Origin of the sequence: Thiorhodovibrio litoralis (assembly GCF_033954455.1) — a bacterium.
GTDB classification, from domain to species: domain Bacteria; phylum Pseudomonadota; class Gammaproteobacteria; order Chromatiales; family Chromatiaceae; genus Thiorhodovibrio; species Thiorhodovibrio litoralis.
In genome coordinates this window covers 5,376,878-5,399,408 of sequence record NZ_CP121473.1, presented here as the reverse complement: position 1 = coordinate 5,399,408, position 22,531 = coordinate 5,376,878, and the positions used below count along the sequence as shown (strand labels likewise).

Here is a 22,531-nt window from a genome sequence, read left to right as displayed (position 1 = left end):
TCGATGGATGCCCAGGTAGGCCAGCGAATTCCGTGGGCAGTAGAGGATTCATCGCTTAGGTCACGGATGGGCGGCTGCCTCCTGGTGCTGGTGGCTCTCAGGGTTGCGTCGAGAGTCCAAGCCCCGCCGCTGACGACAGGCGGCGCCGACCGCGCGCTGGCGGCGCGGAAGGCGGCGGCGAGGGTCATGGCGCCATCCTCCTTGTCCGGTGGGCTTCGGCTTGTGAGGCAGCGCTGGAATAGGCATCACGCAGGCGCTGGCCTTCGGGGCAAAACCGGGCGACCAGGGCGCCCAAGTTGGTTCGGCAGCCGCAGACGCTTTCATCCTGGCGCATCAAGTGGTTGTAGTAGTCAGCGGCGGCGCCCTTGGCGATGGCCTCGGCATCCCCCGGGCTCAGACCGCCGTCGAATTCAACGATGCCTGCGCGCTCTTCGACGGCTTCGGTGAGGTCAGCATCGTGCTGCCAGGGGGGGGCGGGATCGTTGGCGGCCAGCAGCGTCAGCAGCTCGGCCTTGTGGGCGCGGATGGCTGACAGAAGGGAGTCCACCGCAGCGGCAGGACCATCGGCGGTCAGCCTCCCGTCGTGTTCGGCGGTCAAGAACACACCGGCCGAACGGGCTCGATCTAGGATGGCTGCGGCACTCATACGGACACCTTCTTTTTTTCCTGGGAATCTATGGCTAAGTTTTGGGAAAAGTCCGTCCGGTTGATACAAAACAAAGGGTTATCTGTCCTTTGGCCATCCGATGACCATCCGGTTTCGGATGGTTCTTCCGGTATCCATCCGGTTTCGGCGGGCGATTCCCGTAATCTCAGCCCTCTGATCGATTGCGCACGCGTTTGGGGGTGGCGAATGGCACTCAGCTTGTGACCCAATGTTTCGCCGATATCGACCACGGTCGACTTGAAGCCTTGTAGCGCCACAGGACGTCGGGATTGTTCGATGCACCAAGACAGATACGATGCGAATAGCCACTCATCCGCGTGCTCGTAGTAAACCCGTCCGTCGCTGGGGTCGCGGCGCTCATGCTTGGTTCCAGTTTGGGCGATGGCGGACGCGTCCGGCACGGTTTCGGACAATAGCCAGTCCGCAACGCTGTTGCCGGCCTGCAGGCCGAGAAGGTTGTCCGCAATAACGCGCTGAGGCGGTCGTTCAAAGCGCGCTCGAATCTCACTTTCCGGCATCGCCAATAACCAATTAACCAAGCCCGGAATCTCAGGATGCAGAACCGCCGACTCGCCGCCACGCGAGTCCCAGTCGGCTTTTTCCTCGGGTGTGGCGGTGACGGGAAAGCGAACGGTGACCCGGCGGCGCTCCAGTCCGCTTGTGGTGTCGGTGGAGCGTAGGTCTTCGTTGGTGGCCATGAGGACAAGGCCGTCAAAAACGAATGAGCCGGTTTGCTGCTGGTGCTTGCGCTCAAGCGGAATATGGTCGCCGCCAGTGATGGCCTTGAGCATGTTCAGTGCGCCACCATGCTTGCCTGCTTCATTCACCATGCACAGGCGCTTGCCGTAGAGCTTGGCTGTCTCGAAGCGGTTTTCCTCTAGGTCGCGCAAGGTGCTGATGGCGACATTGGCTATCCCCACAAGTGCGGCAATCAAGCGTTGGAAGGTGCCTTTCCCCGATCCACCGCGCCCGATCAGTAGGAGGAATTTCTGTATTGGTATGCCGCGCAATAAAGCAGCCATCCATGCGCGCAGCAGCTCGACGGTTTCTGCGTCACCTTCGACTGAGCGCAGCAGCCAGGCGCGGATTGTTGGGCAGTCCGCGTTGAGGGTGTACTCGTGCGGGATGATCCATGTCATCGCGCAGTCTGGTGTCGGTGGCGTCAGGGCGCCGGTCGCTGGGTCTAGTAACCCATTCTTGAATGGGATGAGTCCAGCAGGGACCGGGCGAGGATCAAGTAGCCCTCGACGTTGGGCTATCTGCACCACGCCATTGAGGTAAGCCGGGCGATAGCCGACTGTGTCTGTCCCGATGTGGATAGCCTCAGCCGTGAGTCTGTCGGCCTTGGCTGGCGTTGGTTGCGGCGCCCAATGGGTCTCGTCCCATAGCCACCAGGATTGAGCTTCCGCGTCCCACGTTAGCCGGTCCCGCAGGTAATGCGCGAGGATGCCAGCGGCTTCCGACTCGATGATCCTGCGCGGACCTTGCTCTGTATCCTCGACCATAGCTCCAGGCTCGATTAAGCCAGTTGCCGGATGATCCCCGGATGGTTTCGGATGGCTCGCGGATGGTTCGCGGATGGCTTGAACCCGCGTAGCGGATGAACCGGATGGACTTTGGGACTTTTTTGCTGAACCTTTTTTCTGTCGAGAAAGAACCCTCTTGTTCCGGGCTTGGACGATTTTGTCGATCTCCACAACGCGCGCTCCGCCTTTTTTGGCCGCGTGCCTGAGTCGCTCGAATTCAGCCTGGTTGGCGCTGTACAGGCGGTTCCACGGGGGTATCACATCTTCCTCCAGCACTGCTCCGGGGTCGTCGCCGAGCCGCTCTATGGCTTCAAGGATGGCCCGCCTGTCTGCAGCGATCTGCTCCGCCTTCGGGTCGGTGGCTATCTCCAGGTCGATCAGGCTATCGGCGCCGGAAGCCGCTGCGGCGATTGGATGGTGCGCGCCATTTTTCGGCTTGCTCTCTGACGGGTCGAGTTCAGGCAGGTGCTCTGGCTCGTGCTGGGCTTCTGGCTTGTTGCCGATAGATGTCATCATGCGGCTCTCCGTGCGCTGGCATTTCGCAGCCTGGCCAGATCGTTAAAGTCTGTAGGTTTCTCGCTCAGGTCCAGGCCGGTGAAGTCGGGCAGCAGCAGTTGAGCGCCAATCTCTAATGCAGCCGCGCGGGCCTTGGTTGCGCCAGGATTGCCCTCGGTCCAGGCGTCGTTATCGCCACAGACGATGATGTCGGCCTTGGGATGCTGGGCGCGGACGGCCTTGGCGACGGGTAGCAAGTTCCCGGCGTTGAAGGCCACGACGCAGGTCGATCCGGTTTGCTCCACCAGGGTGGCGCCGGTGGCGAATCCTTCGCAAATAAGGATGGGCGCGGGTTTCGTGCCGGGCAGCAAGCAAAAGCAGCCGTATATCCTCCCCCCGGACAGGAACCGCTTGCCCCCGTCGGGCCGGATAAACTGCATCGAGGTTATGGTCGCCCAGTCCCCAACAGGGATGACCAGCGACCCAAGACCGTCGAGTCGCGCGCAATGTGGTGTGATTCCCTTGGCCAGCAGATAGGGATGGTCAGCCGGTGCCGGGGAGCATGCCGGCCATACCATACGGACGGTCTGCGCAGCTCGGGCGTGCCGGGCTGCTTGTTCTTGCTCCCGCTGACGTTTGGCAGACTCGACGAGGCGGCGGACGTTCGCGCGATCAGCAGGCGTCATGCGGTCCTTGCCCTTGCTGGACCACGTCTGGGTGAACCCCAGGCGCCAACTACCGAACGCGCCGGCAGGGGTGGTCCCGCTTTCGTGGAAGACGTACCAGCAATTTTTGGCGCCTGGCTTATCTCCGGGGCCACGGTAGCGGTGCAAACGTCCGTCGGGGATGATCATCGGATCGCCCAGTCCTTCGTCGGCGATAGCGCGAGCGAAATCGGAGGTGGCAGTCACGCGTAACCTCCGGCCCGGAGGGCGGTGAACAGCTGGTCGAGCATGCCGCTCGCCAGCGCGCGCTTATTCGCATCAAGGAAGGGGAAGATCGGCTCATCGGGACCGAGCGCCGAGTTGGCCGCAAAGGCATTGGCGAGGGTCTGTTCCGCGCGCGCCAGGTCATCGAGCCCCGGGTGAAAAGTAACTCCGATCTCGAAGAATATTTTTTGCTGTTGCATGGTCGTTGGTCCATTGCTGATCGAGGCAATAACCGACCGCGAAGCAGGCGTGCGCTAGCGCAGCGCTGTCTGCTATAATCTTGCATCCCTAGTCCGGTTCGGATCAGGCGTTTTCGTCCTGTCTGGATGGGGTGCAGGAAAACCGTCGGTCGGCTGAATCGTTAAAAGGGCAAATCGCTCTAGCCGGTCGGTCGGGCCTCCTGTATCGCTGCCGTCCGGTGCGTCAACACCGGGCGGCGGTTTGAGAAAAAGTGCTTGGCCGGCCTCTTGGGCCGGCTTTTTTGTGTCTGGTCGCGATCCGCGGCAAGCGCTCGTTCAGCCTTTGCGGTTGCCGTCCTCCACAATCGCATCGGACGGCACCGCACAAGCCTCCAGCCAGGCTTGAACCACAGTCGGGTCATACCTCACCGTGTGGCTGTTAGGCAGGCGGTAATGGGGCGGTCCGCTACCGCCCAGCCGCTTCGCCTGCAAGGTGCGGTGGGATATTCCCAGCAGCGCGGCCATCTTGCGTTCGCTTATCAGTGGCGAGATGCATCGGTTCATAGCTCCTCCTGGTCGTTTGGTGCCTAAATCATCGTGTCACGACAGTTTTCAGCGGTAGCGGCCTTTTTAAAGCATTGATAATCGTAGAAACGCCATCGGTGTCGTGTATCGCCTGAAACAACCGCCAGCCCCGCTTTCCCTCACCCAGCCCCCCGCGCGGGCGGTGCGCATCAGCATTGCCGTCATGGCTGAGTCGGTGGCATTCCCCTCCCATTGCGTGCGGACAGTGATCCGTACAAGCCAATGAAAAGCAAGCTAAACCCCAGGCGTGCCGTGCCGATGCACCGACACGCCAGTGGATGAACAATGCCTCTGGAGCATTAATCCTGGTCACGCTCAGCGAGGGCCCGCTAATGGCCGCAGCTGTAGAATTGACCGCATCCAACAAGGTCTCCTGGCTCAGATGCGAATAGCGCTGAGTGGTCTTGATCTGCGTATGCCCGAGCAGCTTCTGCACCTCATAAATCGAACGCCCGCTATTGATCAGGAACGACGCGAAACTGTGGCGCAGATCGTGAATCCGCACATCTTCCAGCCCAGCGCGCCGCCGAGCGGTATTCCATGCGCTATAGATGTGCACATAAGGCCTCTCCGTCTTTGGGTTCGCAAACACCCAAGGCACATGCGCGTAGCGCGGCACCTCACTCAGCACCTGCAGCGCAGCGTCAGACAGCGGCACATGCCTGGCTTTACCGGATTTCGGCAACGGAATGCGCCAGACACGCCGGGCAAGATCGAACTCCTCCCAACGCGCCTGCAGCACCTCGTTCTTGCGCGCGCCGGTAAACACCAACATGCGCACAATGAAACCCAGCATCAGGGACTCACTTTCCGCCAGCGCCGCGAACAAACGCCGGACCTCCTCGGCGCTGAGGAAGCGTTCGCGCTGGTTGTTCTCGATGAGCAGCGGCACCAGCCGAGCGGGATTCTCCGTCACGCCCGGCACCTTCCAGCGCGCTGCCAGGTTGAACAGATACCGCATCAAAATGATCAACCGGTTCGCTGAGCCCGGGGCCGCCCCGGCATCCAGGCGCTGGGCGATCAGCTCGGCAATCGCCTCGCGAGTAATTTGGTGCAGCAACTGATCGCCAAAGGCTGGCACCAGATGGACCCGCAGCAGGGTCTCATCGGTTTGCCACGAGCGCTTATTTGTCTTGGCAAAGGGCAAATACTGCTGCTGGACAAAGTCGGCGAACGCCGGCGTGCGTTGCCGCGCCCGCTCTAGGCCGATGTCTTCACCCGCCTGCACGCGAGCGAGCAACCGCCGGCACTGGGTGCGCGCCTGCTCGACACTCAACTCCGGTCCGTGACCCAAGGCGATTTGCCGCTGCTGCCCAGCGATCCGCGTGCGAAAGAAATAAGTAACAGCGCCCGTTCGGCTCTTTTCCGCCCCGAGTCCCGTGAGCTCTGTATCATGGATCACGATTTTTGAGCGCCCAGGGAGGCAATTGGTCTGAGATACGCTAGTCTCTGATAGATATAGTCTTGGCATCGTAATGATGTCCTCTGTAAATGGCCAAAAATCGCCGAAACGCCGGAAAGAATCGCTAATTCGCCGAATGCAGACCAAATAAATAGTCTCTCAACGAGAAGCCTCGAGTGCTAATCGGTTTTGCATCTCATCGTCCAGGAAGTTGATGAGAAACGAATCAGTTATGCAAAAAAAACCTAGTCGTTTGTTTTTTATCCTGTTTATTCCCTCATGTAGCGAAAAAGCGGATGTGAAGATGTCGTTATGGAGCAAGTGTAGCGCACTTTGATCGTTTTACAACTACTTTTAACGCAAAAAGAGCATTTTTTACCATGTCTAATCCTGCTCCCCCTGATCCGCTGCTGTGTTTTGTGCGACCCAGCCCGTCCGAAGCCGTCGATTCACGCGGCTTTCGTCTTCGTCTGCGCTGGATCGGGCAACGTGTCGGCAGCATTGCCGCCCTTGCCCGCCGGGCCGACATGAGTACTGCGACCCTGCGGCAGTGGCTTGCGGGGCCGAACGAACCGAACCGGGTGCGCATGATGTTGTTGGCGGATGCCGCCGAGGTCGCCGCCGACTGGCTCGCTAGCGGCGAGGGCTGGCATTTCCCTTACCGCTGGGCCAGTGACGAGGCTCGGGAACAAGCTGCGAGTGCAGAGGCATTTCGCGCGCGCCTGGCTGGGCTGGTGCGTGAGCGCGGGGAGATCGCTCGACTGGCGGAAGCGGTCGGCACCTCGGAGTCCAATCTTCGCCGCTGGATACGCGGTCCGAGTGAGCCGGCCCGACCGATGCTGTGCCAGTTGGCCCGGGGCGCTCGGGTGCGCTTGGGCTGGCTGATGGGCGGGGTTGAATGCGGCGGACGAGACCCCGCGATGCCGCCGGCAGAGTCATTGTATTGGCGAGCCACTAATTCAGAGTTTGACCGCGGACGCGCCGAGCAAGTGGCGCAATTGCTGCGCGAGGAAGGCATCGGCGCTGAGGAGGGGGGAGGGCGCGAGACGCCCGTCGCGCCCGAGAGGGACCCGCCGCTGGAACGAGTCAGTCAACCACAGCCGGATTCTTCCGTGAGAGACTTCGATCGCCGTACGCGTTCATTGCTCATGGAAGCTGTCGCAGCCACCCGAGACTCCGGCGTCGCGGTGGATGGGGTGGCAGAGGTGTTTGATGCGTGCTTGGCAGCTTTGGAGCAAATCACCGACGAACCGCAGATGCAATGTTCATTAGCAGGTGCTGCGGCGCACGATCTGGCGCGGGTGTTTTGGCAGTTAATTTGCCATCGCGAGCGGGGGCTGGAGAAGGCAAGCAGTCGCGGACGCGAAGGCGCGGCAGAATCCTAGAATCAATCGCTTAGGTGCTTCTGGTCAGTGGGCTGGTCGGAGACTGGTAGGAAGCCCGCAGGATCAGTGGGCTTCGCAGGGATCTCCAACACCTTGAATTCGAATGTGAAATGTTCGGTTGCCGCGGCTGGTTAAACCGCCATTTGGTCGGAACTTGGTCGGAAATGCTCGGAAAACGGTATTTTTTACGTTGGTCGGCATGTAAGGTTCTGTAATTAATGGCATTATTTTGTTTGTAAATCTTCACGTTGACTACAGGTGTCGATACCTTCATCGGCACGCCAGATAACGACACGATCACCGGTACCCAGGCTACTTATCAAAGCACTGATACCATGATCGACCAGACCACGACGGATCAAGATACTCTGACTGTCACGACAACGACGAGTATCAATGCGACCCCGCAAGTGCGCGACATTGAGAACTCGACCTTTGAAGTCACACGTGTCGGTAGTTTCGTTCTCGATGCCGAAAATATGGTGCACACCACCGGCGATCAGACCGTAACGGTGAATCGTTACGATCCGACTGCGACTTTGAGTGGCGCGGGTTCAGTAGAAATCCAAAACGCCAATGCCGGAACTTTTGTCGCCGGCACCAAGGTGACGAGTTTCACGGTGGATTTCGAAGACAACGAGACCATGATGTCAACCGTCGATGGTCGTAACGCCACCGGGGATATTGAAGTCACCGATATCGCGCAGGGCGGTGTCACCGTCTGGAGTGCCGAAGACCAGGATGTCGACTTGGCGGAGCTGGCTGGCGAGAAAGGGACGATGGCGACAGTCAAGACGGCTGGGGGCATGATTGACATCGCCAACGGTGTCGACGACCTCACGATTGAGCTGGCTGGGGCCGAAGGTGTCGAGGATCCAAGCGTCGAAGTTGGGCTTAACGCGATCAATGATAGCTTGACGCTGACCGGCACAGGTGACTTTGCGCTGGAATTCGCTGCGACAGTCCTGAGCGGGAATGAGCTGATCAATGACGTCACCGGCGACGTTGAGCTCACGGTTAACACTGCAAACAACCTTGATGTCAGCGATGTCGATCAAGTGACTTCGATCGAGTTGGACGGTGATTTCGGCGCCGCGTCGACCATTCTCACCGGCGACGGTCAGACCTTCCTGACTGGTGACAGCCAGACCGGCACGTTGGACATTCAAGCCGACGATGTGAATTTCTCGGTAACCTTCGGTGCGCTGAATGACATCACCCTGAACGATGTCGATTTCTCAAGCGGCCCCGAAGACTTTGACGCTGTCACCTTCGATGTAACAAATGGCAGCATCACCGTTGGGGGGACCATCCAAACCGACGATGCGGATTTGTTAGTGACTGGTACGGAAGATGTCGATCTAGGTACCGTCACAGATGCCGGCTCTATCCGCTCCAGTACCACGGGAGACGTGACGCTCGTATCCCAAGGTAACACCGGCAATGAGCAAATCATCGAGACAGGTGAAGGCGACGATACCGTCACAGTCAATAGCGCGGGCGATGAATTCGCTGTCGCCTTAGGTGAAGGCAATAACACGCTGAACATTGACGCCGCCGCCGACAAGTCGCAGTTCGTGATGGGCGATGGCGACGATGATGTCACCGTTGACACAGCCGCGTCTGGAAATGAGCTCTCGCTGAACTTCGGAGGCGGTGAGAACACCCTTACCGTCGCTGGTGGCGCGGTCGATGCCACTGACTTTACCTTCTCTGGCAGCCTCAAGACGGTTGATACCGACAATAACGACCTGACGGTCACCAGTGAGCAGTTCGCCGATTTCTTCGACGGCGTGACCTATGATGATGATAACGCTGGTGCGCTTGGCACGATCGTTGTCAACGGCGTTCCGGCTGAGACCACGATTGATCTGACCATCGTGACGCCGCGCATCGGCACCACGGGTGGCTTCCAGGTCAATAGCGGGGTTGGTGCAAACACCATCACGGCATCGGATCTGGACGATGTCTTCAGCTACACATCGGACACGCAGTACGGCGATACCATCAGCGACTTTAATGACAGCGGTACCGACCTGATTTGGCTGGATGCCAGCGCGCTGTTTGGGAATGCGACGGTTGGGTCGACAACGATCAATGCTTTCACGTCAGGCATGGCGGCGGTTGCTAGCCTCACAGCTCTGCAAACTTCCGGTGCCATTGGTTCAGCAAAATGGCTGTTTGGCACCTTCGGCAACCTAACCGCCTTTCTGGCAGCGCTGAATGCCGAGACGATTACCGCAACAGCCACAGCAGATGCGTCAGCTATTGCCTCAAATAGCTTTGTTGCCTTCGGATTGGGGGCGGCCGGCACCTTCTGGGTTGCGGACATCGGAACCGGCAATCTGTCCCAGGCTGGGGGGGTAGCTGGTACCGGCAAAACTGTTGCCGTTAACGGTCTGACCAACAACGACATCAGCCTTATTGCCACGGCGGATGGCATGGCCATCACCGACGTCGTGCTGGTCTAAAGCCCTTGGGGCAGCCCACCCGCTCGGGTGGGCACCCATCCAATCCTGCCCCGCTGAGACCATCAGCGGGGCTTTTTTTTGCACACGAGTGAGACGGAATAGTGGCTGATACAGCGCAATCCGCCGCAGCGGAGTCGGCTCGAATCCAAGCAAGCGCGCCGGTCCGCGCGGCGCTCGAAGCCCTGCTGGCGGTGCTGGAACAAGCGGGGGCCTGGTTCAGCGCCGATCTGCAATGGCGTGAAACCCAACAGGGACTCATCGCCTACAGCCGGGCCGAGCATCAGGACAAACGCAGCTACCTGCGCTGGCCCCTGGAGGCATTGCCCCACGTTCAGCCGGGCATGGTGGTGTTGGACGGCGTACAGCTGAAGATAGCCCCGGATGTGGAGGCCGCCGCACCCGCGCAAGCAACGGTGCTGCAGGCGCAGCTCGCGCTGCTCAATGCAACGGCGGCGCCGACCCACTGGCGGGCCCTGCACCCGTTACTGGCGCTGGCGAGTGACTCCCCGCTGCGACAGGCTCTGGCGGCCGTGGCTGGCCCGGAGGCGCCGTGGCAGCAGTACCCGAGCTTATTGGCGCCCGAGGAAGAACCGGCGCTTTGTTGCGCCAGCCTGCTCAGCCGCCGCTTAGCGCCCGTGGCACCCGCGGCGGACCAGGGCGATGCCCAGGAGATGGCGTGGTGCCTGGTGCCGCTGCTCGAGACCTTCATGGCGGACGCGACCGGCGAGCCCTTATCCATGAACGCGCGCGCCGTGCCACCCTCGCTGCGGGTGTTCGCCCGAGGCGTTGATAACGAACCGATGCGCGTGCGCTTTGGGTCGCTGGATGCGCTCGACGGTTGGTTGCGCGACGCCACGCTCGATCTGAGTTGGCCATCGCTGGCCTCGGTGCCGCTTGCGCTGCGTCTGCCCGATGGTCGCGCGCTGCGCGTGGAGCGGCGGCGCGCGGGTGCCCAGGCGCAATTGCCGCCGGCCCTGCAAGCGCTGCGCCCGTATCTGCCGCAAGTGGCGGTGGGGGACGACGAGGTGCGCGTGAGCAAACTGCTGATTCCCCCGCCTGCCGCCCCATTGGCGCTGCGGCGGGTGCTCACCCTGCTGCTGGCCCAACTGATGCCCGATCTCAGCCAGGCGGACCGCCAGCGCTGGCTGGCGGCCAGCGAGGAGCAGCTGCTGGCAGAGAATACCGCCTGGTGGCAGGCGCGCCAGGGCGAGACCGCCGCCCTGCCGACGACGCCGGTGCGCGCCAGCTGTGAGGCCCTGTGTGCATGGGCATTGGCCCAGCTGGCCCGCTACCGCGAGCAGTCGCCGGCGCGACAGAGCCAGGGGGCTGGCCACACGGAGCTGTCACCATGACGGACGCAAAGCCTGACCTCGCGGTGTTGCGCGCCTGGCAGCGCCAGTTCGAAGATGCGCGTGTGGTGGCCGCCCTGGAGGGGCAGGAGGACCTCACGCCAGCCGAGGCCACCTTGCTGGCACTGGCGCGCTGGCGCCTGCAGCCAGCGACGGCGGCCGACCTGGCCGGTTTGCCGCCGCCAGCCGCGGGGGATGCGCTGTGGCTGGCGGATGCCGCGCTCGCCGCGCTGGTCAGTGGTCAACGGGTGCAGGCCGAACAATGGCTGCGCGAGGCCGTCGCCCTGCCCGAGGCCACGGCGGTGGAATACGGGCGCCTGGCCGCCGTGGAACTGGTGGCCGGGGCATTGGAAGAATCCGCGGCCCATTATCGCGAAGCCGTGCGTCGCGAACCGGGACGCGCGGAATGGCACAACAACCTGGCCGGGCTATTGGTGCGCTTGCAGCAGCTGGAAGAAGGGCTGGAGCATTACAACGAGGCGCTCGTGCTCAAGGCCGACCTGGCCGAAGCCCAGCAAGGGCGCGCGCGCGTGCTGATGGCGCTGGAGCGCACCGCGGAACTGGCCGCGGAGCTGCAGGCCGAACTCGATCAACAACCCGGGGATGTTGGTTTGCGCCTGCGCCTGGCGCGGGTGCTGGCGCAGGACAAACGCCCCGGCGAGGCGATCGGGGTGTTGCGCGATGCCTTGTTGCCGCCGGAGGAAACGCCCAAGCCCGCCACGCTCGCGGCAGTGGGCCAAGCCGCCAGCCCCGAGGAACAACAATGGCGCGAGCAACTGTTACTGCGCGGCGAGCTGCTGCAGCTGCTGCGCGAGCGCGATCAGCACATGATGGTGTTGCGGGTACTGGCACAGCTCGAACGCCTGGACGCCCCGGAGCCGGAAGTGCTGATCGGCTTCAAGGTCCATGCCCTCACCGAGCTTGGCCGCCATGACGAAGCCGCCGAGGTGCTGGAGCAGGCCACCGCGACCCATGGCGAGCACGCGCGCCTGCGCATGGCTCGGGCCACGCTCCTGGCCGAACGCGGGCAGTATCAGGAGGCCGAGACGCTGCTGCGCGAGCTGCTGGAAATCTACCCGGGCGATGGCGGCCTGAAAACCCAGCTGGGGCAGATGCTGCTGTGGACGGGGCAGCTGCAGGAGGCCGGCGCACTGTTCGAGGAGGCGGCGCGCCACAACCCGCTGGCATTCGCGCAAATGGTCAATGCCCGGCAACTGCCAAAGGACCCGCAAGCGATCGAGGCCATGGTGCGGGTCGCCGATAACGCCCTGCTGCCCGATGAGCCCCGGATCACCATGGCCTTTGCGCTGCACGAAGTGCTCGACAAAGCCGGTGATTACGCGCGTGCTTTCCATTATCTGCACCTCGGCAATCACCTCAGCGACAAACTGCTGAACTACGACCCCGATGCCTTCAGCCGCCGCGTCGATGGTCTGATACGCACCTTCACGCCGGCGTTTTTTGCCCGCCAGGCACCGATTCGCCACAGCGACCGCACCCCGGTGTTCGTGGTCGGCATGCCGCGCTCGGGCACCACCCTGACGGAGCAAATCCTCAGTTCCCATCCGGCGATTTTCGGCGCCGGCGAGCTGAATCTTATCCCGCGCCTGGCGCAGTTGATGCCGGCCGTGATCAAAAACGGCCATCCCTATCCGGCCTGTCTGGCGGCGTTCACGCCCCACCTGCGTGAAGAGGCGGTGCGGTTCTACCTCAAAGGCCTGGTGCAGCATGACACCGAGCACGCCTATGTGGTCGATAAGATGCCGCACAACTTCATGCATCTGGGCTTGATTGCGCTGATCTTCCCGGGAGCAAAGATTATTCATGTGCAACGCGACCCGCGAGACACGGCGCTGTCGAACTATCAGCAGAACTTCAAGGCCAAGCACGCCGGCATGGGGTATGCGTTTGACCTGGTCAAGATCGCCCGCCAGATCAATGACTACCAACGCATCATGCGGCACTGGCGCGCAGTCTTGCCGATCGAGCTGTTTGAATTCCGCTACGAGGATCTGGTCGCCGATCAGCTGACCTGGAGCCAGCGGTTGCTGGAATTTGTCGGCGTGGGCTGGGATGCGCAGGTGGCGGAATTTCATCAAACCAAACGGGCGGTGCGCACGGCCAGCGTCAGCCAGGTGCGCCAACCCATGTACCAGAGCAGCACCGCGAAATGGCGGCGCTACGAGGCCTATCTTGGCCCCTTGCTTGAGACACTGGAGGTGGAATGAATCAGGTGCCCTTGACCCCGGACCGGCACGGCCAGCTGCGCCGGCGCGTGGGGCCGTTGTTTTTTCTCGCCGACCAGCCCTTGGTGCCGCTCTCTGTGGCAGAAGCCGCGCGCGCCGCCATTGACTTGCCCTTGGCGTTTAGCCGCGACGCGCAGGGTGGGCTGCGGCTGGTGGCCATTCTCGGCCGAAGCGCTGGCGAGAATGTGCATATCGGCCCGCAAGGCGGCTGGTTGGGCGGCTATGTCCCCACCGTGGTGCGCTGCCATCCGTTCTCGCTGCGGATGAACGGCGAGCAAGCCCTAGTCGTGGTGGATGAAAGCTCCGATTGGCTCTCGCCCACCGAGGGCGAGCCGTTGTTTACCCCGGAGGGCGGCTTTGGCGGCGAGCTCGAGCGACTGGTGGCGCTGATGAAAGCGCAGCTGCCCACGCCGGTGCGTGATCGACCCGTGCTGGATGCCATCGATGCCAGCGGGGTGCTGGAGTCCTGGCCCGAGTTAGGAGAGGGACTGTTGCGGGTGAGCGCGCCGCGGTTGGAGGCGCTGGATGACGCCAGTGTGCTGGCGTTGCGGCGGGCGGGAGGCTTGCCACTGGCCTACGCGCAGCTGCTCTCGGCGCCCTGTCTGCGGCGCATGGAGAATCTGACCAAGCTCAAGCGTCGCCTCGGCGAGCGCCAAGAGCGGACAGCCGCACGCGAGTCCTTTGTGCTGGACGATCCTGACGCAGGCATGTTGGTGTTTGACTGAGGGTACTTGGTCGGTGGTGATGGTGAGCCGGTGAGCAAGAAAAAGCAGCACGGAAGACGCAGCGGACCAAAGGCGGCGAGCGCGGGAAAGCACACGCGGGGGCAGCCGCCAGCGGCCTCCGCGCAGGCGGCTGCGCACCAGCGGCTGACGGCGCTGTTTGAGCGCGGGGAGGACGCGGCTGCGCGCGATGCGGCGCAGCAGCTGGTGGCGCGCGATGAGCACGACGCCTTTGCCTGGAAAGTGCTGGGTAGCGCGCAGGTGCGCCTCGGTGCGGTGCGCCCAGGGCTGGAGGCGCTGCGGCGGGCGCAGGCACTCGCGCCGCAGGACGCGGCAGTATTGAACAGCCTAGGGCGCGCGCATACAGACCTTGGTGAGCCGGGCGAGGCCGAACGTTGTTATCGCGGTGCGATCGCGCTGGCGCCAGGCTACCCGGAAGCGCACCGCAATCTGGGAACCCTGCTGCACCAACAGAAAAAGTATGAGGCGGCGTTGCAGGCGTTCGACCGGGCGATTGGCCTGCGCGCGCACTATGTCGCCGCCCATATCGACCGCAGTGTGACCTTGCGCGTACTCGGTCGCTTTGAGCACGCCCTGCAGGCCAGCGAGGAAGCCTTGCGGATTGATCCACGGGCGGCCGGCGCGCACAGCAACCGCGGCAGTTTGCTGTTTCAACAAGGGCGCACGCGCGAAGCGCTGCGGGCCTACGATGCCGCGCTGGCGATTGATCCCAATTTGGCGGAGGCGCATTACAACCGCGGCAACGCCTTGCATCGCGCCGGTCATCTGCGCGCGGCGGAGGCCGCCTTTCGTCGGACCCTGGCGCTGAGCCCAGATATGGCGATCGCGCACAACAATCTGGGCAACACCTTGCAGGTGATGGGCCGCTCAGCCGAAGCGGCGGCGCAGTACGAGCAAGCCCGACGATTGGATCCGGGGATTTATTCGAGCGATTCCAACCGGCTGTTTTGCTTGAATTATCGTGAAGGGCTCGAGCGGCAAGCGGTGTTCGAGGCGCATTGCACCTATGCGCAGCCAGGGACGGTGGCGCCCTGGGGTGAGGCGCATGATCGTGATCCGCAGCGGCGGCTGCGCGTGGGCCTGGTCTCTGCGGATTTTGCTGTTCACTCGGTGGCGTTTTTCTTCAGCGCCTGGCTGGTGCATCACGCGCGCGAGGCCATGGAGTTGTTCGCCTACGCCAATGGCGAGCGCAGCGACACGATGACCCATTGGTGCCGCGCACAGGTGGATCACTGGGTGGCGTGCGCGGCATGGGATGACCAGGCCCTGGCGCGGCGCATCCGCGAGGACGGCATCGATGTGCTGGTGGATTTGTCCGGGCACAGCGGCAGCAATCGCATGGGAGTGTTCGCACGGCGCGCCGCGCCCGTGCAGGTGACCTGGATCGGCTACCCCAATACCACGGGGCTGAAGGCGATGGATTACCGCCTGGTTGATGCCGTGACCGATCCGCCCGACGCTGATGCCTTCCATACCGAGCGACTGATTCGCTTGCCGGACGGGTTTTTGTGCTATCGCCCGCCCGAGGCGGTGCGCAAGCTCGCGGTGTGCGCGCCACCGATGGCCGAGCGGTCTTGGGTGACCTTTGTCTCGTTTAACAACCTGGCCAAGATCGGCCCGGGGGTGCTGGAGCGCTGGGTGCGCATTTTGCAGGCGGTGCCGGCGTCGCGGCTGCTGCTCAAGAGCGGATTGGCAGCCGATGTGCGGGTCTGGGACGCGGTGATTGAGCAGCTGACAGGCGCCGGCATTGCGGCCGAACGGATTGAGGGTTTGCCGCGAACGCGCCTGCAAGCGGAGCATTTTCCCTGGTATCACCAAGCGGACATCGCGCTCGATACCTTCCCCTACAACGGCACCACCACCACGGTAGAGGCACTCTGGATGGGCGTGCCGGTGATCAGCGAATGCGGTGACCGCCATGCCGCGCGGGTGGGCGCCAGCCTTCTGACCCGGCTGGAGCTGCCGGAGCTGATTGCAAAGGACGCGGATGACTATGTGCGCATCGCCGTCGAACTGGCCAAAGACCCCGAGCGCCTGCGCCGTTATCGCGCCACCTTGCGCCCCAGACTGGAAGCCAGTGCGCTGCGCGATGAGGTCGGCTTTGTTCGCACGCTTGAGGGGGCACTGCGGCAGATGTGGCGGATTCACTGCGCGGGCGAGGAGCCGCGGGTATTCGAGGTGCCCTCGCAACGCGACCCGGACCAACCGACCCCGTCCGAAGCCGCCGCGCAGGCGCTGGCCGCGGGAGCGGTGGAGCGGTTGCGGCCGGTACCGCCGGCACCGACTCCACAACGGTCCGAGCCAAGCGACAGCCAGACGCCAGAAACGCACTGGACCTTGACCATTGCCGACGGGGTGAAGGTCTGCGTGCCGCCCGATGTCAAGCGCCTGACCACCTTCGTGCTGCTGGAGCAGGAGGACTGGTTTGAGGCGGAGCTGCCTTTTTTGCGCGAGTTGGTGCAACCCGGCATGGGCGTGCTCGACATCGGCGCCAATCATGGCGTCTATGCGCTGAGCCTGGCGAAACGCCTCCAAGGCCAAGGCCGGGTAATTGCCTGCGAACCCGCGAGCGCGCCAGCGGGGATGCTGGAGCGCAGCATTGGCGAGAATGGCTTCGAGGATGTGCTGACGCTGCTGCGCGTTGGGTTGTCGGATCATGAAGGCGAGGCGACGCTGCACATTGGCGCTAACAGTGAGCTCAGTAGCCTGAGCGGGCAAGGCGAGGCGACCGAAACCGTCCGTTTGACCACCCTGGATGCGCTGCTGGACTCCCCCGACTGGCCCGAGGGTTTCCGTGCCGACCTGCTCAAACTCGACGCCGAGGGCGAGGAGATCCGCATTCTCCAAGGCGGACAACGCTTTTTCGCCGCGCAGGATCCGCTGGTGCTGTGCGACATCCGTCGCGGCACGGCGATTGATACGGACCTGATCGCGGCCCTGCGCGCCCTGGGTTTGGACCTGTATCGGCTGGTCCCCGGCCTGAACGCCCTGGTGGTGGTCAGCCAGGATGAGCCGCTGGACGCTTACCAGCTCAATTTGTTCGCCGCCTCGCTGGCGCGCGCCGCAGAACTCGCCGCCGCCGGCCACCTGCTGGTTGCGGCCACGGCAGACGCGCCGGTGCCCGCACCATGTCAGACCTGGGCCGAGGGCTTGGCCCCGCTGCCATATGTCGCGGCTTTGCGCCCCGATGGTCAGACGCTGAACATCTGGCAGCGCCGCGAGCGCGCTGGTGACCCGCACTGGCCAGCCTATGATCAGGCGCTGAATGCCTACTTGAGCGCGAACGAGGTCGGTCAACCGCTCGCAACCCGTTGGGCCTGGTTGCAACAGAGCCGCGCGCTGCTCGAGCAGCTGCACGATACCGGCGACGAGCATCTGGCGAGTGCCATGCTGCGCATCCGAGTGCTGGCCGCTTGTGGTGCGCGCGCGGCGGCGGTCAAGGTCAATGCCGCGCTGGCTCAGGGGCTTGATACCACGTTGAAGGTCAGCCTGGATCGACCGTTCCTGCCGCCGTTGGCAGCGTATGATCAGCGTCAGCCGCAAGCGGGCTTAGGCGCTTGGTTGCCGGCGGCCGTGCGCGAGAGCCTGGAAGTGCGCCGGGCTCATTCGGCCTACTTTCATCGTGACATGCGCGTCCTGGTGGCTTTTGCCAAGAACGCCAATCGCAGCCTGGCGATGGATCGGCGCCGTGTGCTGCTGCTCTTGGCTAGCGGTCAACGCGTTCAACTGACCGCCAGCAGCCCACTGAGTGCGTCATCCGCGACAGTGATGCATCGGAATATTCACTGGTGGCGGTGCTTAGCGGAGTCCGGTCAGCCCGAGGTGGTGAGGTCCGCCAGCGAAGGGATGCGTCTATGTCTGGGCGGGCGACGGCCCAAGCCGGGCTGGCGCATCGTCAATATCGCCCCTGGTCCGGGAATCGACGACGTGGCGGACATCCGCGACCTGTCGCGCTACCCCGACGCGAGTTGCACGGAGATCTACGCGAGCCATGTGCTTGAGCATGTGCCGCAGCAGCAGTTTCTTCCGACGCTCAAGGGACTGCGGCGGCTGTTGCGCCCGGACGGGCGGTTGATGATCAGCGTCCCGGACATGGATCTGCTTGGCCGGGCTGTAAGTGATCCTAAGCGGCCGCTCAAAGAGCGATTTCACCTGATGCGCATGCTCTTTGGTGGTCAGGTTGACCAGCATGACTATCACTATATCGGGCTCAACTTCGATATTCTCGCGAGCTTATTGGGGCAGGCCGGTTTTGCCAGGATAGAGCGGGTCGAGACCTTTGGGTTGTTCCAGGACACCAGCGATTACGCGCCCTATGGCGAGCCGATTAGCTTGAATGTGGTGGCATATCCGGAGGAGGGAAAAAAACCGGTTTTTGTCAATCCAGTCCGCCCCTTCGCAGTTCCCAAGCACTGGGCGCCAACGGCGAGACGAGTGGTGTGGGTCACGGGACGGCCGCGCGTTGGCTCCATGTGGGCCTACAATCTGACGCGCAAGCTGTTGCAGGCGAGTGGTGTGGAGGTTCTGCCGCAGGTCAACGTATTTGAGCTGGAAGAGGTGCTACGGGCAGCGACAGAGGGTCTGCGCGACGACGATCCGAATCGATACTGGCTGCTGAAGTCACATGGTTGCGTGAACCCGAACCATGCCGGATTTTATGCCATCGTCGGGCGGCGCGATCCGCGCGATAGTCTGGTGTCGTGGATGCGCTTCATGAACGAGAGCTTCGAGAAGTCGCTCGCCGCCATTGTTTTGCAATCGCGAATCGAGCGGCATTATGAGCGTTTCCCTCGCGAGCGCTGCTTATTTTATCCCTACCCTTGGTTGGATCAGCAGCCTCAAGCCATTGCGCGGTCAATTGCCCGTTTTCTCGGCTTGGATGAGCATGCACTTGATATCGCCGATATGGTGGCTGCGCTGGACCGCTCCCGGGTGGCTGAACGTATCGCCACACTAGAAGCGCGCCATGAAGGCGGTGACGGCAGCACGGCTGTGGTCAATACGGGCGCAAAGCAACGCCTCTATGACGTGGAAACTGGGTTTCAGACCGAGCACTTGTCGGATTACCGCGATGGCGACTGGCAGCGTTTGCTGACAGCCGAACAGATCGCGCGCATGGAGGATGCGCTCGCAGAATCTATTCGGGATTGGAGCGCTTATTGGCAGGAGGCGCAGGCGAGCTTGGACGGTGCCATTAGTGGGGCACCAGTGGCTATCGCGCGGCCGGCGCGCCGGTGCCGGTGGGTAGCGTCCTATCCGAAGTCGGGTAACACCTGGGTGCGTTTCTGGTTGGCGCATTTGCTGCATGGATCGATCCAAGGTTCAGAAACCATTGAAACCTTGATTCCTGGTGTCCATCGTGGTATTTCCATCCGCTTGCCAGACCAGCCGGTTGCTTATTTGAAAACCCATTGGGCATGTGAACCAAGGATGCCGGGAATCGACATGACCCAAGCGGCGATCTATGTTGTTCGCAATCCCTTTGATGTCTTGGTGTCGAGCTTACACTATATGCGCAAGGTCGAGAGGGCGGGCCAGCAGGAACTGGTGCGGGAGTTTATTGCTCACGAGGGGCTGAACGATTGGCGACGATTCGGTTCGTACCGAAGCAATGTGGAATCCTGGCTGGCCGCGCGTGATGGTTTTCCAACCCTGTTGATGCGCTATGAGGATATGGTCGAACAGCCGGCCGTTCAGGCTCAGCGAGTGGCCACATTTTTCAATCTTAATGTCTCTGCGCAAACCGTCGCGGAGGCGGTGGCGGCATCGAGTTTTGAGCGTTTGAAAGCACTTGAAGAAATGGAGCTGCAAAGCCAACGCGATGGACTGTTCGCCCGCCACCAGGATCACTTGCAGGACAGTGGGTTTCGTTTCATGCGGGAAGGACGCGTCGGCGGTTGTTTCGATGCGTTGTCCGAGGAGGAACTTCGCGCGCTCGAAAATCGCTTTGCGGATTTGCTTGATGTGCTGGGGTACCGGCTGGATGTCGGTGAGCAGCGCATTCTAATCGAGCCGCGCGCGCTCTTTACCGATCAGAGTGGGGCGACTCGACCGGATGGCGATGTAAGGGGGGCTGGTCCTGTCTGAGCAGTCTGCCGCGCAGTCGAAATCGCCCCGCGTGGCCATTCACGCGTTTCCTTGCGCCGACATCCCTGAGTTCGCCGCTTACCGCTATCAGCACGACGTTGTTCGAGAAGCCCTGCTGGTCGAGACCAATGGCGAGCGCGACGCCTTCATCGACCGGGCCGCCAGAACCATCGGTGACTGTGTGCTGCGTCCGCCGAGTCGCGAGTCTGATGCGGGCGCGAGCGTGCTGCCGAAGCTCTACCGCCAGGGCTACACCCGGGAGACCATCACCCGCGCGCTGGCGGCGGCTTGGTTCGATGAGAGCGACACCTTCGCGCTGCCGCGGCGGCGCCCGCGCTCGCTCCTGTATTCCGGTTGGTTTTTGTGGGGGTTGCCGTTACTGCTCGCCTTGCTGGGCCTGCTGGAGCTGATCGAGGTACTGCGCGCGCAGTATCCCGGCAAGGTTGGGGTGGCGCTCTGGTTCGCGCCCGTGCTGGGCATGCTCGGTTTCGCCGTCGCGGCTGTGTTCCATGGCGTGCTGAAGCTAGCGGTGGCAACCCTCGAACGCTTGGGGCTGTAAAAGCTAAGCCATCCTGACAGACCTCCGCCCCGTGCTGTCTGGCGCCGGGCGTCACCACAGATTTTTTCATCACCAGGAGATTTTCCATGCACATTTTCGCCGACGGCTTCACTCAAGTGAGCTTGAGCAACAACAACCTGCGCATTACCCTGGTGCAGAGCGGCGCCAACAACACCACCCAGGAGGTCGGCACCCTGATTCTGCCCGCCAACCAGGCTGGCGCCATCGTTAATGGCCTGAACCAGACTCTCAAGCGGCTTGACGAGCAGATCAAGGCGCAGCAGGCTGCCACCACGCACTAGCGCATCACGATACGTGTTTACATGTCGCCCACGCAGTGAAGCTGGTTACCGTCAGGAGCCCCCATGACCGACTGGACCGCCGGCTATGTCGCCGACCTCGGCTACACCCACGGCTACTACAACGAGCTGAACCCTACTCGGATCGCGCTAGCCCTGCTGAATGCCGGCCTGGCGGTTCCCCCCATCACTACCGCCTGCGAGCTCGGCTTTGGCCAGGGTCTGGGCCTGAACCTGCACGCCGCCGCCAGCCCCGTGCGCTGGTGGGGGACCGACTTCAACCCGAGCCAAGCGGCTTTCGCCCGGGAACTGACCCGGCTCGCCGGCAGCGAGGCGCAGGTGTTCGACGACGCCTTCGCCGACTTCGCGCAGCGCCCCGAGCTTCCTGGCTTCGACTTCATCGGCCTGCACGGCATCTGGAGCTGGATCAGCGACGAGAACCGCCGGGTGATTGCGGATTTCGCGCGCCGCCATCTGAACCCTGGCGGGGTGCTCTACATCAGCTACAACACCTTTCCCGGCTGGGCCGCTTTCGTGCCGCTGCGCGATCTGCTCAAGGCCCACACCGATGTGCTCGGTGCGCCCGGGCAGGGCCGGGTCGGACGCATCGATGCCGCGATCGGCTTCGTCGAACGGCTGCTCGCCACCAACCCCGCCTATACGCGTGAGAATCCTGGCATCCTGTCACGCTTTGAGAAAATCAAAGGCCACAACCGCGCCTATCTGGCGCACGAATACTTCAACCGCGACTGGGCGCCGACGTCCTTGGGCACCATGGCCGAGTGGCTGCAACCGGCCAAGCTCGACTATGCCGGCAGCGCCCATCCACTCGACGCTATTGAGACGATACACCTTACTGCCGAGCAACGCGGGCTGCTTGCCGAGCTATCCGATCCCCTGTTCCAGGCTGGCGTACGCGACCTGATGGTCAACCAACAATTCCGCCGTGACTACTGGATCAAGGGGTCACGGCGGCTCAATCCCCTCGAACAGCTCGAACAGATCCGTGCTCTGCGGCTGATACTGACAACTCCCTCCGCCGACGTGCCGCGCAAGACCACCGGCGCTTTGGGGAAGGCAAACTTGGACGAGCATCTCTACTCGCTACTGCTTGAGGTGTTAGCGGACTATCAACCGCGTACCTTCGTGGAGGTCGAACAACGTCTCGCGGGCCGCCCAAACGCCTTCGCCCAACTCTGGGAAGCCGTGCGCATCCTCGCAGGCGGCGGGCATCTGCACCTGGCTCAAGAGGAGGCCATCGCGGCCGAATGCCGCCCGCGCACGAAGGCGCTCAATCGCCATCTGATGCAGCAAGCCCGCGGCAGCGACGCGATCCGGTTTCTGGCGAGTCCCATCACGGGTGGCGGGATCAACGTCGAACGTTTCCACCAGCTCTTTTTGCTCGCGCGCCAGCAGGGGCGTCAGACACCGGCCGATTGGGCGCGGTTCGTCTGGGACATCCTAAAAGCCCAGAACCAGCGGGTGCTCAAGGATGGCCAGGCGTTGCAGCGCGAAGAAGACAACCTCGCGCATCTAACCGCCGAGGCCGAAAGCTTCGCGGCGAAGGGGTTGGCGGTGATGGAGGCGTTGCAGATCGCTTGAGGGTGAG

15 protein-coding genes are annotated in these 22,531 nt (G+C 62.7%); 9 read left to right on the top strand and 6 right to left on the bottom strand.

Annotated features, from left to right (window positions below; genetic code table 11):
* Positions 1 to 184: 184 nt before the first annotated feature.
* The 6 genes from Thiosp_RS24380 to Thiosp_RS24355 form a co-directional block, all read right to left on the bottom strand.
* Positions 185 to 598: a hypothetical protein gene (locus tag Thiosp_RS24380; protein ID WP_201066598.1), complete on the bottom strand. Its 414-nt coding sequence runs from the start codon at positions 596 to 598 to the stop codon at positions 185 to 187.
* Positions 599 to 642: 44 nt separating this feature from the next.
* Positions 643 to 2,709, bottom strand: a complete 2,067-nt coding sequence (locus tag Thiosp_RS24375) for a DNA primase family protein (RefSeq protein WP_201066600.1) — start codon at positions 2,707 to 2,709, stop codon at positions 643 to 645.
* A complete protein-coding gene (locus Thiosp_RS24370) occupies positions 2,706 to 3,599 on the bottom strand; it encodes a toprim domain-containing protein (protein ID WP_207188051.1) in 894 nt (297 codons plus the stop codon). Before Thiosp_RS24370 ends, Thiosp_RS24375 begins: the two co-directional genes overlap by 4 nt.
* Complete coding sequence (locus Thiosp_RS24365) at positions 3,596 to 3,817, bottom strand: hypothetical protein (protein WP_201066601.1); 222 nt, start codon at positions 3,815 to 3,817, stop codon at positions 3,596 to 3,598. Before Thiosp_RS24365 ends, Thiosp_RS24370 begins: the two co-directional genes overlap by 4 nt.
* 315 nt (positions 3,818 to 4,132) lie before the next feature.
* Positions 4,133 to 4,360, bottom strand: coding sequence for a helix-turn-helix transcriptional regulator (locus Thiosp_RS24360; protein ID WP_201066603.1), 228 nt, complete (start codon positions 4,358 to 4,360; stop codon positions 4,133 to 4,135).
* Positions 4,361 to 4,388: 28 nt separating this feature from the next.
* The gene (locus tag Thiosp_RS24355; RefSeq protein WP_201066605.1) at positions 4,389 to 5,783 is read right to left on the bottom strand and encodes a tyrosine-type recombinase/integrase; all 1,395 of its coding nucleotides are present in this window, start codon (positions 5,781 to 5,783) and stop codon (positions 4,389 to 4,391) included.
* 380 nt (positions 5,784 to 6,163) lie between these two features.
* Between Thiosp_RS24355 and Thiosp_RS24350 the strand changes: the two genes are divergently transcribed.
* From Thiosp_RS24350 to Thiosp_RS24310, 9 genes are all read left to right on the top strand, one after another.
* Positions 6,164 to 7,168: a helix-turn-helix transcriptional regulator gene (locus tag Thiosp_RS24350; protein ID WP_201066607.1), complete on the top strand. Its 1,005-nt coding sequence runs from the start codon at positions 6,164 to 6,166 to the stop codon at positions 7,166 to 7,168.
* A 248-nt stretch (positions 7,169 to 7,416) separates the two neighbouring features.
* The gene (locus Thiosp_RS24345) at positions 7,417 to 9,639 is read left to right on the top strand and encodes a beta strand repeat-containing protein (protein ID WP_201066609.1); all 2,223 of its coding nucleotides are present in this window, start codon (positions 7,417 to 7,419) and stop codon (positions 9,637 to 9,639) included.
* Between the two features lie 101 nt (positions 9,640 to 9,740).
* Positions 9,741 to 10,991: a hypothetical protein gene (locus Thiosp_RS24340; RefSeq protein ID WP_201066611.1), complete on the top strand. Its 1,251-nt coding sequence runs from the start codon at positions 9,741 to 9,743 to the stop codon at positions 10,989 to 10,991.
* Positions 10,988 to 13,216 carry a tetratricopeptide repeat-containing sulfotransferase family protein gene (locus Thiosp_RS24335; RefSeq protein WP_201066614.1) on the top strand — a complete coding sequence of 743 codons (2,229 nt, stop codon included), beginning with the start codon at positions 10,988 to 10,990 and terminating at the stop codon, positions 13,214 to 13,216. The genes Thiosp_RS24340 and Thiosp_RS24335 overlap by 4 nt, the downstream gene beginning before the upstream one ends.
* Positions 13,213 to 13,959: a SapC family protein gene (locus tag Thiosp_RS24330; protein WP_201066616.1), complete on the top strand. Its 747-nt coding sequence runs from the start codon at positions 13,213 to 13,215 to the stop codon at positions 13,957 to 13,959. Before Thiosp_RS24335 ends, Thiosp_RS24330 begins: the two co-directional genes overlap by 4 nt.
* A gap of 30 nt (positions 13,960 to 13,989) precedes the next feature.
* Positions 13,990 to 20,064 (top strand): FkbM family methyltransferase, encoded by a 6,075-nt coding sequence (locus Thiosp_RS24325; protein ID WP_201066618.1) that lies wholly within the window; start codon positions 13,990 to 13,992, stop codon positions 20,062 to 20,064.
* Positions 20,065 to 20,095: 31 nt separating this feature from the next.
* Entirely contained in the window at positions 20,096 to 20,623 is a 528-nt protein-coding gene (locus Thiosp_RS24320; protein ID WP_201066620.1) for a hypothetical protein, read from the top strand.
* Positions 20,624 to 20,709: 86 nt separating this feature from the next.
* On the top strand, positions 20,710 to 20,925 hold the full coding sequence (locus Thiosp_RS24315; protein WP_201066622.1) for a hypothetical protein: 216 nt from the start codon (positions 20,710 to 20,712) through the stop codon (positions 20,923 to 20,925).
* A 63-nt stretch (positions 20,926 to 20,988) separates the two neighbouring features.
* On the top strand, positions 20,989 to 22,524 hold the full coding sequence (locus Thiosp_RS24310) for a class I SAM-dependent methyltransferase (RefSeq protein ID WP_201066624.1): 1,536 nt from the start codon (positions 20,989 to 20,991) through the stop codon (positions 22,522 to 22,524).
* Positions 22,525 to 22,531: the final 7 nt, after the last annotated feature.

Bases quoted from the DNA above. Each gene is read 5' to 3' on its own strand.
- Thiosp_RS24360 (WP_201066603.1), bottom strand. From the start codon at position 4,360: ATGAACCGATGCATCTCGCCACTGATAAGCGAACGCAAGATGGCCGCG.
- Thiosp_RS24350 (WP_201066607.1), top strand. From the start codon at position 6,164: ATGTCTAATCCTGCTCCCCCTGATCCGCTGCTGTGTTTTGTGCGACCC.
- Thiosp_RS24335 (WP_201066614.1), top strand. From the start codon at position 10,988: ATGACGGACGCAAAGCCTGACCTCGCGGTGTTGCGCGCCTGGCAGCGC.
- Thiosp_RS24375 (WP_201066600.1), bottom strand. From the start codon at position 2,709: ATGATGACATCTATCGGCAACAAGCCAGAAGCCCAGCACGAGCCAGAG.
- Thiosp_RS24310 (WP_201066624.1), top strand. From the start codon at position 20,989: ATGACCGACTGGACCGCCGGCTATGTCGCCGACCTCGGCTACACCCAC.
- Thiosp_RS24330 (WP_201066616.1), top strand. From the start codon at position 13,213: ATGAATCAGGTGCCCTTGACCCCGGACCGGCACGGCCAGCTGCGCCGG.
- Thiosp_RS24315 (WP_201066622.1), top strand. From the start codon at position 20,710: ATGCACATTTTCGCCGACGGCTTCACTCAAGTGAGCTTGAGCAACAAC.
- Thiosp_RS24365 (WP_201066601.1), bottom strand. From the start codon at position 3,817: ATGCAACAGCAAAAAATATTCTTCGAGATCGGAGTTACTTTTCACCCG.